This window comes from Streptomyces sp. NPDC034099, assembly GCF_055575415.1.
The window spans coordinates 26,193-40,619 of sequence record NZ_JBVISR010000021.1; the positions used below are offsets into that span (position 1 = coordinate 26,193).

At 71.2% G+C, this 14,427-nt stretch carries 16 protein-coding genes; 6 read left to right on the top strand and 10 right to left on the bottom strand.

The features are described from left to right. Nucleotides 1-58: 58 nt before the first annotated feature. Complete coding sequence (tpg, locus tag ACZ56V_RS36670) at nucleotides 59-616, bottom strand: telomere-protecting terminal protein Tpg (RefSeq protein ID WP_398909026.1); 558 nt, start codon at nucleotides 614-616, stop codon at nucleotides 59-61. Between the two features lie 6 nt (nucleotides 617-622). Beyond that, the gene (gene tap / locus ACZ56V_RS36675; protein ID WP_468947930.1) at nucleotides 623-2,821 is read right to left on the bottom strand and encodes a telomere-associated protein Tap; all 2,199 of its coding nucleotides are present in this window, start codon (nucleotides 2,819-2,821) and stop codon (nucleotides 623-625) included. Nucleotides 2,822-2,991: 170 nt separating this feature from the next. Between tap and ACZ56V_RS36680 the strand changes: the two genes are divergently transcribed. Together ACZ56V_RS36680 and ACZ56V_RS36685 are read left to right on the top strand one after the other, a co-directional pair. Next, on the top strand, nucleotides 2,992-3,483 hold the full coding sequence (locus ACZ56V_RS36680; protein WP_398909030.1) for a DUF2975 domain-containing protein: 492 nt from the start codon (nucleotides 2,992-2,994) through the stop codon (nucleotides 3,481-3,483). Further along, a complete protein-coding gene (locus ACZ56V_RS36685; RefSeq protein WP_398909031.1) occupies nucleotides 3,483-3,740 on the top strand; it encodes a helix-turn-helix domain-containing protein in 258 nt (85 codons plus the stop codon). Before ACZ56V_RS36680 ends, ACZ56V_RS36685 begins: the two co-directional genes overlap by 1 nt. A gap of 28 nt (nucleotides 3,741-3,768) precedes the next feature. Here ACZ56V_RS36685 and ACZ56V_RS36690 read toward each other — a convergent pair whose 3' ends face one another. Continuing rightward, the gene (locus tag ACZ56V_RS36690) at nucleotides 3,769-4,620 is read right to left on the bottom strand and encodes a helix-turn-helix transcriptional regulator (protein ID WP_398909033.1); all 852 of its coding nucleotides are present in this window, start codon (nucleotides 4,618-4,620) and stop codon (nucleotides 3,769-3,771) included. 76 nt (nucleotides 4,621-4,696) lie between these two features. Beyond that, nucleotides 4,697-5,353 carry an MBL fold metallo-hydrolase gene (locus ACZ56V_RS36695; RefSeq protein WP_467380309.1) on the bottom strand — a complete coding sequence of 219 codons (657 nt, stop codon included), beginning with the start codon at nucleotides 5,351-5,353 and terminating at the stop codon, nucleotides 4,697-4,699. A gap of 89 nt (nucleotides 5,354-5,442) precedes the next feature. On the opposite strand from ACZ56V_RS36695, the gene ACZ56V_RS36700 reads away from it, so the two are divergent. Beyond that, nucleotides 5,443-5,868, top strand: coding sequence for a MarR family winged helix-turn-helix transcriptional regulator (locus tag ACZ56V_RS36700; RefSeq protein ID WP_468947933.1), 426 nt, complete (start codon nucleotides 5,443-5,445; stop codon nucleotides 5,866-5,868). Nucleotides 5,869-6,161: 293 nt separating this feature from the next. After that, the gene (locus ACZ56V_RS36705) at nucleotides 6,162-6,590 is read left to right on the top strand and encodes a VOC family protein (RefSeq protein ID WP_468947935.1); all 429 of its coding nucleotides are present in this window, start codon (nucleotides 6,162-6,164) and stop codon (nucleotides 6,588-6,590) included. Here ACZ56V_RS36705 and ACZ56V_RS36710 read toward each other — a convergent pair. Continuing rightward, on the bottom strand, nucleotides 6,562-7,557 hold the full coding sequence (locus ACZ56V_RS36710) for an SDR family NAD(P)-dependent oxidoreductase (protein WP_468947937.1): 996 nt from the start codon (nucleotides 7,555-7,557) through the stop codon (nucleotides 6,562-6,564). The two genes, ACZ56V_RS36705 and ACZ56V_RS36710, sit on opposite strands and share 29 nt — an antisense overlap. Before the next feature lie 63 nt (nucleotides 7,558-7,620). Here ACZ56V_RS36710 and ACZ56V_RS36715 point away from each other — a divergent pair, with 63 nt between their 5' ends. Beyond that, nucleotides 7,621-8,196: a TetR/AcrR family transcriptional regulator gene (locus ACZ56V_RS36715; RefSeq protein WP_398909043.1), complete on the top strand. Its 576-nt coding sequence runs from the start codon at nucleotides 7,621-7,623 to the stop codon at nucleotides 8,194-8,196. A 9-nt stretch (nucleotides 8,197-8,205) separates the two neighbouring features. On the opposite strand, the gene ACZ56V_RS36720 is transcribed toward ACZ56V_RS36715, so the two are convergent. Next, entirely contained in the window at nucleotides 8,206-8,805 is a 600-nt protein-coding gene (locus ACZ56V_RS36720) for a sugar O-acetyltransferase (RefSeq protein WP_468947939.1), read from the bottom strand. 274 nt (nucleotides 8,806-9,079) lie between these two features. Then, nucleotides 9,080-10,588, bottom strand: a complete 1,509-nt coding sequence (locus ACZ56V_RS36725) for an esterase (RefSeq protein WP_468947941.1) — start codon at nucleotides 10,586-10,588, stop codon at nucleotides 9,080-9,082. A 335-nt stretch (nucleotides 10,589-10,923) separates the two neighbouring features. Here ACZ56V_RS36725 and ACZ56V_RS36730 point away from each other — a divergent pair, with 335 nt between their 5' ends. Continuing rightward, nucleotides 10,924-12,435, top strand: coding sequence for a carotenoid oxygenase family protein (locus tag ACZ56V_RS36730; RefSeq protein WP_468947942.1), 1,512 nt, complete (start codon nucleotides 10,924-10,926; stop codon nucleotides 12,433-12,435). 19 nt (nucleotides 12,436-12,454) lie between these two features. Here the strand turns inward: ACZ56V_RS36730 and ACZ56V_RS36735 are convergent, their stop codons facing one another. The 3 genes from ACZ56V_RS36735 to ACZ56V_RS36745 all read right to left on the bottom strand — a co-directional run bounded on the left by ACZ56V_RS36735 (nucleotide 12,455) and on the right by ACZ56V_RS36745 (nucleotide 14,394). Next, nucleotides 12,455-12,586, bottom strand: a complete 132-nt coding sequence (locus ACZ56V_RS36735; RefSeq protein ID WP_468947944.1) for a hypothetical protein — start codon at nucleotides 12,584-12,586, stop codon at nucleotides 12,455-12,457. A 92-nt stretch (nucleotides 12,587-12,678) separates the two neighbouring features. Then, nucleotides 12,679-13,677 (bottom strand): aldo/keto reductase family protein, encoded by a 999-nt coding sequence (locus ACZ56V_RS36740; protein ID WP_467380324.1) that lies wholly within the window; start codon nucleotides 13,675-13,677, stop codon nucleotides 12,679-12,681. A gap of 129 nt (nucleotides 13,678-13,806) precedes the next feature. Then, nucleotides 13,807-14,394 (bottom strand): DapH/DapD/GlmU-related protein, encoded by a 588-nt coding sequence (locus ACZ56V_RS36745; protein ID WP_468947945.1) that lies wholly within the window; start codon nucleotides 14,392-14,394, stop codon nucleotides 13,807-13,809. Nucleotides 14,395-14,427 lie beyond the last annotated feature (33 nt).

Consider the following 14,427-nt stretch of genomic DNA (forward strand, 5'->3'; position numbering starts at 1 on the left):
CCACTGCCGAAAGTCTCATACGGCAGACCAGGGTCTCCGGACGCCCGGGTGCCGGGGGCTAGAGGCCGAACTCGAGGTGCTCGATGTCCGTGAAGCGGACCTCCTCCAGGCTGCCGGCGCGGCGGCCGCCGTCCTGGAAGTACACCTCCTTGAGGGCTTCGGCCGCGATCTCCTGGAGACGGGCGTCGCCGGCACCGGCTTCCCGGGCGTCGAAGAGACGGGCCGCGTACTGCGGAGGCAGGGCGACGGTCAGGTGCCGCACGCGGTCCTGGTCGGTCGACCCGACCGGCGCGGTGTAACCCATGCGGGCGCGGGTGTCGATGACGATGCCGTCGGTGGTCGCCGCCCGCTGCCGCGCCCTGGCCCGGACCTGCGGCTGCCAGCGCTTGCGCACCTCGCGTTCGAGGCGCGCGGCGAGATCCGGGCGGGGCCTCTTGATCTGGCCCTTCACATACCGCTCGACGGTGCGCTGGGAGACCTGCAGCAACCGGGCCACCGCCTTGGTGCCCTTGAGCTGCCTGACCAGGTACCGCATCTGCGCGGGCGCGCTCTTGGGCGCCGGTCGGGTGAACGCCTTCTGCACCGCGGCGTCCAGGCCGTCCCCGAACACACTCATCGTCCGCTACTCCCCGTTGTCGACGTCGGTGACGGTGCCGTCCTTGATGTACCGGGCGAGGTTGAGCTCCGGGGCGTCGAACCGCTCGCGGACCTCCTCGCCCCACAACACGCTCTGGGTGCCCTCGTGCTTGACGAGCCCCGGATTGACGCCCAGTTTGAAGCCGCCCGGCAGGGGCTTGCCGTCCCGGTAGGGCAGGAAGTCCAGCGGCGAGGTGCCGTCGGCCGCGTAGACGACGCAGTCGGACAGGACCGCGACCGGGTACTGCCCGGTGAACGCCGCGTGCTTGACGATCTTCCGGTGGAGGTTGACCCGGGTACGGGAGATGACCGCCGCGCGGATGTCCGGCCGCCAGGTGGGGCGGGACAGGGCACGCCACGGTTCGCCGGGCCGCCAGCCCTCACCGCGAGGCCGCTCGCGCAGCTTGCCCAGACCGCCCTTGACCGTCGCCTTGATGGCGGAGGCGACGACGGCGAGCTGCGGGTCGCGTTCCCGGTAGCCGTCCATCGCCGCCAGGAAGTCGGCGGGCGCCAGGTCGGTGCCCACGCCGAGGTCGGCCATGGTGGCGAGGTAGGCGTCCCGCAGCCGCTGGTACCAGCCGTCCAGGTACCGGCCGTTCTCGTACCGGAGGTACGCCTCGACCGGCCGCACCTCGTAGCCCAGCTCCACCGCGTACGCCACGGTGGGCGTCGCGTACCAGGCCGGGCCCGTGGGGCGCTCGCCCTTCGGGGTGAACGGGCTGGGCAGCAGCTCCGCGTCCAGCTCCGCCCACCTGTCCTTGCCGACCTTCACCCGGGCAAGGTCGACGTGGGACAGGTCCACGAGCCAGGAGCCCGGCAGCTTCGGGTCGAACACCGGCGCCCTGACGCGGGTGGGTCCGCCGAGGCCGACGACCAGGCCGTTGGCCCCGGCGGCGAAGGCCATGTTGACGTCGATGCCGACCAGGTGCCGCAGGGTGCACTCGTCGTCGGTCAGCGGCCGCGCCCAGTCGTACGCCTCCTCGAACAGCTTCTCGCCGGGCCCGCGCACATGGAACCGGGGGAGTCCCTTGAGCAGTGGATGCCCGTCGGGTGCCTCGCACGGCGCGCAGTCCACCGGATCCGTGCCCAGCGAGCCGGGGTTGCGCTCGGGATGCCGTTTGCCCGTCGCGTCGGGGCCGGACGCGCGAGTCGCCGGGTGCAGCGCGGTCATCAGCTCCAGGCCGGTCACCGCGGTCGATCCGCGCGGCGTCATCACCCGGGACGCGTACACGCCCAGGACGCGGGCGAGTTCGGCCGGCGGGAGCTGCCCGGCCTCGCCCCAGTGCCGGGAGTCGAGCGCGTGCCAGGACGGGATGCACAGCTGCACGCAGGCCCGCGCGGACCCGGTGGCCGGGCGGTAGATCCGCGCCCACGGCCCGAACCCGCGCTTGGTCAGCTTCCATTCCGCGCGGGCCAGCTGCTTGACAACCTTGTGGCCCTCGCGGAGCCGCCCGGCGAGCCGTTCCTCCTCGGTGAGGGTGACGGGGAGGCCGTAGCGCTTCAGCGCGCCCTCGGTGAGCACGAGCAGCGGGTCGGCGTCCTTGCCGGGGCCCGACAGCTTCGGCTGGCCGAGCCTTGCCTCGGACAGCGTCCAGTCCACCAGGGCCGGGACGCTCCTGGCGGGCACGTCCAGCACCAGACCGCCGGTGCAGTACGCCAGCACCCGTCCGTCACCGTCCACGTCGACGACCGCCAGTGGCCCGTTCTCGAACCGCGGGTCGCGGCCGTCCTCCGCGGCACCGGACGGAGCCGCCTGCCGCACACTCGGACGGCGCGCCGTCGACGACGGCCCGGTGGTGGGCGCAGGACCCGGGACGGGCTTAGCACCCGGAGCGGGGGGCGGGGCCTGTTCGACCGCCGTGACGAGCGCGGACCCGGAGTCCGGCCCCGTGGACGGTTTCCGGACCTCCGCCGCGTCGGGGACGCTGCCCTCCGGCGGCGCGGGGTAGAGCTGCGCGAGCTTGTCCAGCAGCCGCGCGTACGCCTCACGCTCCGGTCCGCGGGGCTCGGTCGGCTTCTTGGGCGACTCCCAGCCGGACACCGTGGCCCGGCGCACCTTCAACGCGGCGGCGACTTCGTCGAGGGTCAGACCGTGCGCGACCCTCAGCCGCTTGCGCTCCTCCGCCGGCGGCAACGGAGAACGGGACGCGACCAGCGCGTCGACCGCGTCGAACAACTCGGACATGGAACACCTCCCGGACCCACACGCTACCCCTAAGCCGTACGGACACCGTACGAACCGCGTACGCATGCCGGCCCCTTGGACGGCCCCACGGGCGGCCCCTGCGTGGCGCACCTTGCCTGATCTATCGAGAAACGATAGATTCCCATCGCGGTTCGATCGAAGGAGTGATGATGGGAAAACTGACCGTGCTCGCACTGCGCGCGGTGCTCGTGGCACTGCTCGCCGGCTCGGTGTTCGTGCAGACGGTGATGGCGGTCCTGCTGGCCGTCGACGTCGAGGACAGCGCCCTCTCCGGCCGGCTCGTCCCGATCCTGACGATCGTGGTCCTCGGCGTGGCGGCGGCCCAGGTCGTCCTGGTCTGCGTGTGGCGGCTGGTGACGATGGTGCGGCGCGGCACCGTCTTCTCGCTCGCCGCGTTCCGGCACGTACACCTGATCATCGGCGCGTTCCTGGCCGCCTCCCTGCTGGTGTTCGCGCTCGGGGTCGTCCTGGCGCCGGGCGAGGCCGTCGCGCCGGGCATCGTGCTCCTGCTGGGCGGAGCCGCGCTGGCCGTCTTCGGGGTGGCGCTCGTCGTCCTGGTGCTGCGGATGCTGCTCGCCCAGGCCGTCGCGCGGGACGTGGAGGCGTCGCGGATGCGGGCCGAGCTGGCGGAGGTGATCTGATGCCGATCGTCGTGGACATCGACGTGATGCTGGCCAGGCGGAAGATGTCCGTGGGCGAACTCGCGGAACGGGTCGGCATCACCCCCGCCAACCTGGCCGTGCTCAAGAACGGCCGCGCCAAGGCGGTGCGGTTCACCACGCTCGCGGCTCTGTGCGAGGTACTGGAATGCCAGCCGGGGGATTTGCTGCGCTGGGAGGCGGAAACACCGGCGGAGGCCGTACCCTCCGGAACGGCGTCCGCGGGTCCGGGCTCCTAGCCTCGGCGCGCCTCGACGGCGGCGGGGCTCACGGTCCGGCGGAGTCGGGCGCGGCCTGCCGCTCGCCGGCGTGCAGGGAGCCGAGGAGGGCCAGGGCGTGGGCCGACGGGCTGCCCGGCTCGGCGTGGTAGATGACGAGTTGCTGCCCCGGCGCGTCGCGGACGTCGAAGGACTGGTACGTCAGGGAGAGGGCGCCGACCTCCGGGTGGAGGAGCTGCTTGGCGTCCCTGGTCTTGCCGCGCACGGAGTGCTGCGCCCACAGGCGCCGGAACACGGCACTCTGCTCGGTGAGCGCGTCCACGAGCCGGCCCAGAGGCGGGTGGTCGGGGTCGTGGCCTGCCGCCTGGCGCAGGTTGGCGACCACGGCCTGGGCGGCCCGGTCCCAGTCCTGGTAGAACTGCTTGCCCACCGGGTCGAGGAAGACCATGCGGGCCAGGTTGTCCGCGGGCGTGAAGGGGACGAAGAGCGCGTCGGCCAGGGCGTTGGCGGCCAGCAGGTCGAGGGTGCGGCTCATGACGAAGGCCGGGGTGTGGGCGTAGCCGTCCATCAGCTGGCGCAGCGCGGGGCTGACCTGCTCGCTGACGTGCAGCGAGCCCCGGGCGGCCGGCGCCACTCCGGCCAGGCGGTGCAGGTGGAGGTGAGCGTCCGTGTCGAGGAGCAGTGCGCGGCCGAGAGCGTCGAGCACCTGCGGTGAGGGGTGGCGCTCGCGGCCCTGCTCCAGCCGGGTGTAGTAGTCGGCGTTGACCCCGGCCAGAACGGCGACCTCCTCGCGGCGCAGCCCGGCCACCCTGCGCACGCCGTGACTCGCCATACCGACGTCCTGCGGCCGCAGTCCGGCGCGGCGCGCGCGCAGGAATTCCCCGAGGTGGTTGTCGTCCATGCCCCCAAGGCTAGGCGATGGTCCGGTGCGCTTCCTGGGTGTGCCGCACCCAGGGTGAGACCGGCCATCACCTCGGCTACGTCGACGACACCGGCTTCACCGCCACCGACGAGCCCGGGGCCAGCCGGTGGTAGCGGGCCGGGACGCCCGGGCCCCGTTCGCCGAGGAAGCCCTCGACCATCGTCGTGCCGATGTCGTTGAGGGCGCCGTCGTGCACGGCGTAGGCATCGTGGGGAGCGACCTCGCGCACGTAGTCGATCAGATCGCCGACCGTGGACCAGGGCGCGTGCACGGGCAGCAGCAGCGTGTCGACGGGAGTGCCGGGGACGGTCAGGGCGTCGCCGGGGTGGAACAGGGACTCGTCCACCAGGAAGCCGATGTTGGGAATGCGCGGGACGTCCGGGTGGATGACCGCGTGCCAGGTCCCGTGGACCCGGATGTCGAAGCCCGCCACGCTGAAGGCGTCCCCGTCCCCGGTGGTGACGACCTGGGTGCCGAGGCCGTCCAGGCGCTCCGCGACCGAGGCGTTGGTCCAGATGCGCAGCCCCGGACGCTCTGCTGCCGCCCGGCGCAGCACCTCCTCCGAGAAGTGGTCGAAGTGCTCGTGTGTGACGAGCACGGCGTCAGCGCCGTCCAACGCCCCGGGGTCGGTCAGACCGCCCGGGTCGATGACCAGGCGGCACCCGTCCTTCTCGAGCCGCACACACGCATGACCGAACTTGGTGAGTTTCATGACAACAACGTCCCTCTCATCTCCACCGAAATGAATTTGTACAACCTAACTGTACAACTAGACGATGAAGATGCGACTAGGATGACCCCATGGACGAAGACACGCTGGCTGAGGAACTGCGGCGGTCGATCGGGGAGCTGGTCCGTGCCGTGCGAGCCGTGGACACCATGCCTCCCGGCGAGGCCGCCATCCTCGGATACCTCGACCGTGACGGCCCCTTGACGACGGCCGACCTCGCCCGCCTGCGCGGCGTCACACACCAGTCGGCCGCCAAGTCGGTCAAGGACCTCACCGCCGACGGCCTGGTCCACAGCGAGCGGCACCCCGGCGACGGGCGCAAGTTCCTGCTGCGCCTCACCGACGCCGGCCGCTCCCGCCTCCAGCGGGAACGCACCCTCCGTGCGGGTGCCCTCGGCACCGCCATCCGCGAGACCTTCGACCCCGATGAAAGGCGACGGCTGGGCGAGTCCGTAGCCCTGCTGTCCCGCCTGACGGCCCACCTCACCGGACGCTGACGGGCTCAGAGGCAGTCTGGTCAGGCGTTGAGCGCCGGTGCGCGCGGGTCGCCGGTGCGCTGCGTTCCCGCCAGGTAAGGCCAATAGGCGACGTTGCCCCCGTATGGCATGGTCACTAGAGTCGGTCGCGTGACTGCCGGGTCGGCCATGGGCCACGCACGAGTGAGGTTCCCGGCCTCGGCGTGAGCGCGAGGCGGGCAAGAGCCCCGCCGCCGTTTCTCCGCGTCCGAGTGCCCGGCGCCCGCACAGGGCGCCTCGTTCCAGCGGTTCCCACGACCGGAGACACACCTCTGATGTCCACTGACCAGCAGCCCTCGCTTGCATCCGAACTGCCGCCGGGTGGCGTGCAGTTGAACCACACCGCCGTCTACGCGCACGACCGGCACCTGTCCGCCGAGTTCCTCTCCGTGGTCCTGGGCTTGAAGGTCGGCGCCCCGTTCGGGCCGTTCCTGCCCCTCGATCTCGGCAACGGCGTGACGCTCGACTTCTACGAGAAGAGGGACGAGCCGATTCAGTCGCAGCACTACGCCTTCCTCGTCCCCGACGAGCGGTTCGACGCCGTCATCGCCCGTCTTGAGGCGCTCGGCGTCACCTACTACGCCGACCCCGGTCACACCGAACCCGGCCGGATCAACCGCCTGTTCGGTGGTCGCGGCGCCTATTTCGACGACCCGGACGGTCACAACATGGAGGTCATGACTCGGCCTTACGTCCGCCCTTAGGGCGGAGCAGGCCGGTGGAGACGGTCCAGAGGCGCTCGGCGGTGGCCGGGTCGAGCGCCCACTCCTTGACACCGTGCGGGTGTCGCGCGAGGTCGGCGTCGTCGGGCACCGTGTAGGCCTCCTGCGCGTCGTCGAGATAGTGGCCTCCGGAGTGGGCGAACTCGGGGGCGACGGCCGCGACGACCGTGGTGGCGGCCCCCTGCTCGACCGTTTTGTACGTGAAGACTCCGGCGGCCTCGGCCGCGTCCAGCGACGCCTTCTGTTCCGGCGTGAAGTTCCGCTGCAGCCCCGTCGCGACACCGCCGGGGTTCACCGCGTTGGCCACGATCCCGTCGGACGCCCACAGACGGGTCGCCTCGACCGCGAAAAGGGAGTTCGCCGTCTTCGACTGGGCGTAGGCGATCTGCGGGTCGTAGCCGCGGCGCTCGAAGTGGAGGTCGTCGAAGTCGACGCCGGCCCGCATGTGCGCCGTCGAACTGACCGAGACGATCCGTGCCCCGTCGCGGTCGGCCGCTCCCCGGGCCAGGGCGTGGTGCAGTCCGGTGGCCAGGGCGAAGTGGCCGAGGTGGTTCGTCGCGAACTGCAACTCCCAGCCCTCACGGGTCCGTTCGAGACCGCCGGTGACCACGCCGGCGTTGTTGACGAGCAGGTGGAGCGGGCCGCTCCACACGTCGACGAACCGGGCGACGGTCTCCCGGTCGGCGAGGTCGAGCCGGACGACGCGGGGCCGGACCCCACCGGTCGACTTCCCGATCGTCTCGGCGACGGTGTCTCCCGCGGCCGTGTTGCGGACGGCGAGCGTCACTTCCGCCCCCGCGGCGGTCAGTGCACGAGCCGTCTCGATGCCGAGTCCGGAGGAGGCCCCTGTGACGATCGCGCGGACACCGGCGAGGTCGATGTCCTCCAGCACCTCGTCCGCCGTGCTGGAGGAGGTGAAGGGCGTACAGATGAGCCGGCGGGTATCCATGCCTCTACTATACGAACTAGACGATACTTGTATAGTGCGGTCGGCGCTCGTATGCTGGCCCCCATGAACAGTTCCGACGCCGGCCGACCGCCCTCGGCAGGTGCCGATGCCGACCGTCGAACCATGGTCCTGGAGTCCGCCATGGCCACGTTCGCGCGGTTCGGCTACCGCAAGACGTCGATGGAGGACGTGGCCCGTGCGGCGCACATCTCCCGGCCCGGGCTCTACTTCCTCTTCTCCTCGAAGGAGACGCTGTTCCGGGCCGCGGTGACCCAGGCCCTGGACCGCGACATCACCGCGGTCGAACAGGTCCTGTCCGACCGCGGCCGCCCCCTGCCGGAGCGTCTCGTCGAAGCGTTCGACCAGTGGGCCGGCCGCTACGTCGGCGGCCCGCTGACGCACGATGCCGCGACGGTCATCGACGACAACCCCGACATCCTCGGAGAGATCGTCGAGACCGCGCCGCGGCGTTTCGAGCAGCTGATCACCGACGCGATCGCCGTCGAGTCAGGGCGGGAGGCGGCCCTCCTCGTCGCACAGACGCTGATCAGCGCATCGATCGGCCTCAAGCACCAGGTCGCGTCGAGGGAGTCGTACCTCGAACGGCTGGCGGCCGCCGTCGGTCTCCTGGTGCGCTGAAGCGGTTCACTACCCGGCCGCACGGGTGGTCAGGTCCTCGTCCGTGATGGTGCGGGTCACCCGGCAAGGTGTTCCGACCGCGATGGACATCGGGGGAATGTCGCGGCTGACGACACTGCCGGCGCCGATGACCGACCCGTATCCGATACGGACCCCGGGCAGCACCACCGCGTTGCTGCCGATCCACACCTTGTCCTCGATCACGATCGGTTCGGAGAACCTCCCGAAGTCGACGCGTCGGGAAGGGTGCACCGGATGCCCCGTCGTCGTCAGCGTCACGCTGGGGGCGATCATCACTCCGTGGCCGACGCGTATCTCCACGTCGTCGACGAACGTCAGGTTCACGTTCCCGAAGAAGTCGTCGCCGACATGGACGTTACTGCCGAACCCGGCGTGGAACGGCGGCAGGAGCACGGTCCGTTCACCGACCGAGCCGAAGATCTCGGTCAGCAGCGACCGGCGCTTCTCCGCCTCGCTCGGCGGGGTGTGGTTGTACTCGAAGATCTGCTCCGTTCGACGCAGAGGGGACTGGAAGGCCGCTTCCGACTCGGTGTAGACGAGCCCCTCGGCGATCCGGGCCAGGACTCCTTCCTCGTGACTGTCCGCCACAGGGAGACGCTCCTTTCGCTTCGCCGACCGCGCGCCGCACGCGCCTGTCATGCCCTGACGATACGTACCGGCGTGTGACGTCCGGTCGGTCGCTCTCGAAGGGAAGGAAGCAGGCAGCCGTCACCCCGCGAGGAGGCCGGCCGACGACGTCGAGGCGCTCGAGACGTTCGGACCGCGCGGCGGCAGGTGAACAGCGGCGAGCGGGCCGGCACCCGTGCTGGCGATGCGACATCAACCCGGTGGGCGGGTGACGGCCCTTACCGCTGCGGTGCCGCTACTCGTCGATCGCCGCTCCGAAGCGCGCGTTGGCCGTCGGGGCTGAGAGACGTGCCCCGTCGTAGGTCCATGTGCCGCGGGCGACGAGGCCGGACGGCGACGCGGGCAGCACCCAGACGAAGCCGTCGTCGGTGTTCTCGCCCGGTGCCGCCGCCAGCAGGCCGAAGAGGCCGTCCTTGTTGGCGTCGATCAGCCGGACCTGGCCGCCCCAGCGGTCGGACTTCTCCGCCGTTCCGGGGATGTCGGCGAGCTGCTGGTCGAAGCTCTTCACCCCGGTGCCGCTGAATCCGGTCCGGTCGCCGCGCAGCACCCACACGGCGCCCGCGTCGGCCACGGTGCCGATGTCCTCGCCGGGCGCACCGACGGCCAGGTCGGGGTGGCCGTCGCCGTCGGTGTCCCCGGCCGACAGTTCGGCACCCCACTGGTCACCCGCTTCCGCGGTCCCGGGCACGCCGGGGGAGTCCTGGGTCCAGTGCTGCGCCGGCTCGGGCTCGAGCCCGGACAGGTCGCCGCGCCCGAGGTAGAGGGTGATGCCGCCGCCCGTCGGTGCGCCGGCCGCGGTGTCGCCGATGACGAGGTCGTCCTGTCCCGTGCCGTCCCAGTCGCCGGAGACGACGGCCGGACCACCCGGGAACGTACCCCCGTCGCCGAGACCGGCGAGGTCCGGTGCGCCGTGCAGCACGTGCACCGTGCCGGTGCCCGGCTGCTCGCCGGTGGTGACACCGGAGACCGCCAGGTCGGCCCAGGAGTCCTCGTTGTAGTTGCCGTGGGTGAGGCCGCGGAACGCGAAGCCGGTGTCCGCCGGTGCGAACTCGCTCGCCCGCACACGGTGCTCCGACAGCGTCGGGCGCCGCGCCGCCTGGCCGGGCGTGAGGGTGAAGAACAGCAGCGCGTCGTCCTCCAGGACGGCCAGGGAATCACGCGGATCGGCGTCCGGGTCGGCCGGGTCGGGGGCGAAGTACCGGGCCGCTTCGACGGCCCGCCCGAAGTGGGCGTTCGCCCGCGGGTCGTCGTTCTCCAGCCAGGTGCTGTCGGAGCCGTGCAGTCCGGTCGGCGATCCCCAGAAGACGACGGCACCGCCCGTGTCGGGCAGCCCGGCGAGGTCTTCACCCGGGATGCCGACGACGGCGTCGTCGTACCCGTCGTTGTCCAGGTCTCCGGAGGCGACGGCCCCGCCGAAGCCGTCGCCGGTTTCGACTCCGCCGGGTACGCCGGAAACGTTCTGGTGGAGCACGCTCTTGTTCGTCGTGCTCAGACCGCTGGACGAGCTGTACTGCACGGTGACGTAGCCGGCGCCCGGGGCACCGCTCACCGTGGCACCCGGGGCGCCGGTCAGCACGTCGTCGTAACCGTTGCCGTCGTAGTCGCAGTTGCGCTGCTGCCATCCGATGGACGGAAAGGGCACGACGGTCTGGGCGGCGGGTGCCGCGGGGGCGGCGACGACCGCGCCGCCCGCGACGGTGAGGAGTGCGGTGGCCGTGACGGCCGCTCGTCTGAGGTGATGCACGGGAGGACCTCCCTGGTCTCCGAGTGCCCACGGCTGCCCGGCGGCCGCGGCGGGTGACGGCGAGGACCGTGCACGTCTCCCGCTGTGGAGCAGTGCGGTGAGGGCACGGACCGTACCGCGTTCACCGAGTAGACGTCCGTACGTGGTCGAAGGTTGTACGCGCCCCGGTGCCGTCCCGAGGCCCCGCACGCCATGGCGGCCGCGGGGGTGGTGCCAGCACCCCTCCTGATCCGGGCCCTGGGCCACCTGCCTCACCGGCGACGGTGGAGGAGGGTTGCTCCCGTCACCACCAGCCCGGTCACAGCCGGACACCGACCATGGAACGGGGAAGCAAGATGGCCAGTCACACCCGGCGGAAAGTCCTCAAGGGCGCAGCGGTCGCGGCAGCAGGCAGTGTGGTGGGGAGCGGCCTCGGTCCCGGCTTCTTCACCGCGGCGGCGCAGACGACTCCCGAAGCCTCGCGGAGCGGCGGGACCGGGACAACCCCGTTTCTGGAAGGGGCCTTCGCACCGGTCACCGAGGAGCTGACCGCCTTCGGCCTCAAGGTCATCGGCCGCGTCCCGCGCGACCTGGACGGCCGCTACCTGCGCAACGGCCCGAACGCGCTCGGCGTCGAGGACGTCCGCGCACACCACTGGATGATCGGTGACGGAATGGTGCACGGGGTCCGGCTGCGCGGCGGGCGCGCGGAGTGGTACCGCAACCGCTGGGTGCGGTCCTCGCAGGTGACGGCGAAGCTGGGGGAGACCTGCCCCGGCCGGGTACCGCCGGACGACTTCGCGTGCAACACGCACGTGATCCCGTACAAGGGCCGCATTCTCGCGATGCAGGAAAGCGGGCCGCTGCCGTACGAGCTGGACGGCGAACTCGGCACCGTGCGCCCGTACGACTTCCGATCCACGCTCAAGGGCCCCCTTGCCGCGCACACCAAGTACGACGCGGTGGCCGACGAACTGCACGCGATCGCCTACTACCCCACCTGGGACCATGTGCGTCACATCATGATCGACCGGACCGGCAGGGCACGGCCGGCCACGCGGATCCCCGTCGCGGACGCGCCGATGATGCACGGCTTCGCGCTCACCGAGAAGTACGTCGTGATCGTGGACGTTCCGATCACCTTCGACGGTGCCGCCGCGGAGGCCGGCGCGATCGTGCCCTACGTGTGGAACGACGGGCACCCCATGCGCATCGGGCTGCTGCCGCGCGCCGGTGGCACCACACGCTGGTTCGAGATCGACCCCGTGTACTACTCGCACACCCTCAACGCCTACGACCACGGCGACACGGTCGTGTTGGAGTACATCGGTTTCCCCGCGCCGTTCTACGCCGCCGGGCGCGGCAACGGCGGACCGTCCGCGACCGGTTCCCCCACGCTCGACCGGTGGACGATCGACCTGCGCGCCGACCGGGTCCGCGGCACTCGGCTGGACGACCGTCCGCAGGAATTCCCCCGCATCAACGAGTCCCTGGTCTCACGACGACACCGCTATGCCTACACCGCGAGCGCGGCCGAGATGTGGCGCGCGTACGACGCCGTCGACGGGGCGTGCCCGGACGAGAAGTTGAGCAACCACCTGGTGAAGCACGACATGCTGCGGGGCCGCAGACACGTCCACCGCTTCCCCGGGGGCGCGGCGGTCAGCGAGCCGGTGTTCGTCCCCCGGCGCGGCGCGCGCGACGAGGACGACGGCTACGTCCTGTCGTACGTGAACGACCCCGACCGTGGCGCGACCGACCTGGTGATCCTCTCGGCCCAGGACTTCGACGGTCACCCGCTGGCCCGCATCCAACTGCCGGGCCGGGTACCGCTGGGATTCCACGGCAGCTGGATCGCGGACGCCTGAGCCCGGCCCTGCCGGACCCTCAGACCTGGCAGCGGTCGGCGGCGAAGAGGCGCCCGGCGGACATCGCAGCGCACGCCGTCGACACCGCACGCGGCCACTGCCCGGCTCCGGCCTCGGACTCGCCGTGGCCCGCCGGATCGCCCACGCTCACGACGCCGAACACCCCACCGGCGGAGGGCTCTCTTCCCTTCGGCGAGGGCATCGCCGAGCGGCGGCATCCGGACGCCGTCGCCGAGGGTGGCTTCAGCGGTGCCTGATGCCGGTCCGGGCGCCAGGAGCAAGGGTGGGCTCGGTGACGGGTGCGTCGCCGAGCGCCCGGTCGACGGCGGCCAGCAGGTCGTCGGGCAGCGAGACGCCGGAGGCGGCGGCATTGGCGTGGACCTGCTCGGGGCGAGAAGCACCGGTGATGGCGGAGGCGACCTCGCTGCGGCGCAGGACCCAGGCGAGCGCCAGGGTGGGCATGCTCATCCCGGCCTGCTCGGCGATCGGGACGAGGCGCTGGACCGCTTCGAGAGTGGCTTCGCTGTAGACCAGGTCCTTGGACACGGCCATGTCGGCGGAGGCGAAACGGCTCCCCTCCGGCACAGGCTGCCCGGGCTGGTACTTGCCGGTGAGCACGCCCTGGGCGAGCGGGGACCAGACGATCTGGGAGATGCCGTTCGCGGCGCACAGGCCGAAGACCTCGGCCTCGGGGGCCTGCCACAGCATGGAGTACTGCGGCTGGGAGGAGACGAACAGGTCGGGTCCGGCGAGGTCGACCGCGGCCTGGATCTGCTCGGGGGTCCACTCGCTGAAACCGATGTAGCGGGCCTTCCCCTGCTCGACGACCTTCCGGAACGCCTCGACGGTGTCCTCGATCGGCACCGCGGGGTCGAAGCGGTGCGCCTGGTACAGATCGACGTGATCGGTCTTCAGACGGGTGAGGGAGGCATCGATCTGCTGGGCGATCTGTGCCGGGGACAGGCCCTGGTCGGCCGGGTCGTCCGACATCGGGAAGTACACCTTGGTGGCCAGGACGTAGGAGTCGCGGGGGTGGGCCGAGAGGATCTCACCCCAGGCCGTCTCGGCGGCGCCCTGTCCGTAGACGTTGGCGGTGTCGAAGAAGTTGATGCCCGCCTCGAACGCCGCCTCGGTGCAGGCGCGGGTCCGGTCGGCCTCGATGCCGCCGGAGTAGGTGAGCCAGGACCCCAGGGAGATCTCCGAAACCTCGAGGTCCGAGCTGCCGAGCTTGCGGTAGCGCATGGTCGCTCCTTACGTCAGTGGGTCACATGATCAGTATGGAGACGCCCGCCCCGGTGCGCGAAGCGGCGTTTCGCCGCCCTCCGAGAGGCCGTTACGGTGCCGGCGTTTCCAGGTGCCGGAGAGATGAGGTCAGGGGATCCTCTTGATCACCGTCGCCGGTACCCCCGCGACGACGCTCCGGGCGGGAACGTCACGGGTCACGACGGCACCGGCGGCGACCACGGCGTCAGCACCGATGGTCACCCCTTGCAGGATCACGGCGGACGCCCCGATCCAGACGTTGCGTCCGATCCGGATCGGGGCCGATGTGATCCCGGTGCGCCGCTGTGCCGGTTCCAGCGGGTGCCCGGAGGTGATCAGGCTGACGTCGGGGCCGAGCATCACGTCGTCGTCGATCTCGATGCCACCGACGTCGTTGAAGCGGCAGCCCTGGTTCACGAAGACGTTGCGGCCCACCCGGATATTCACACCGTGGTCGGTGAAGACGGGCGGGATCAGGTGGAAGGTCTCATCCACCGCCTGTCCGGTGAGTTCGCTCCATCGCTCTCGAATCTCCTCCTGCTGGGCGTACGCAAGCGTGTTGATCTGCTCGGCCATGCCGATCGCCCGCTGCACCTTCTGCACAAAGTTCATGTCATCCTCCCGGCAACAACCGTCCCGTGAACGCTGCGAGTGAACCAACGCCGCGACCTCTCGGGCAAACAACCTCTGGAGCACCGGCCACAACCTCTGGTTGTGTCGCTACGATCC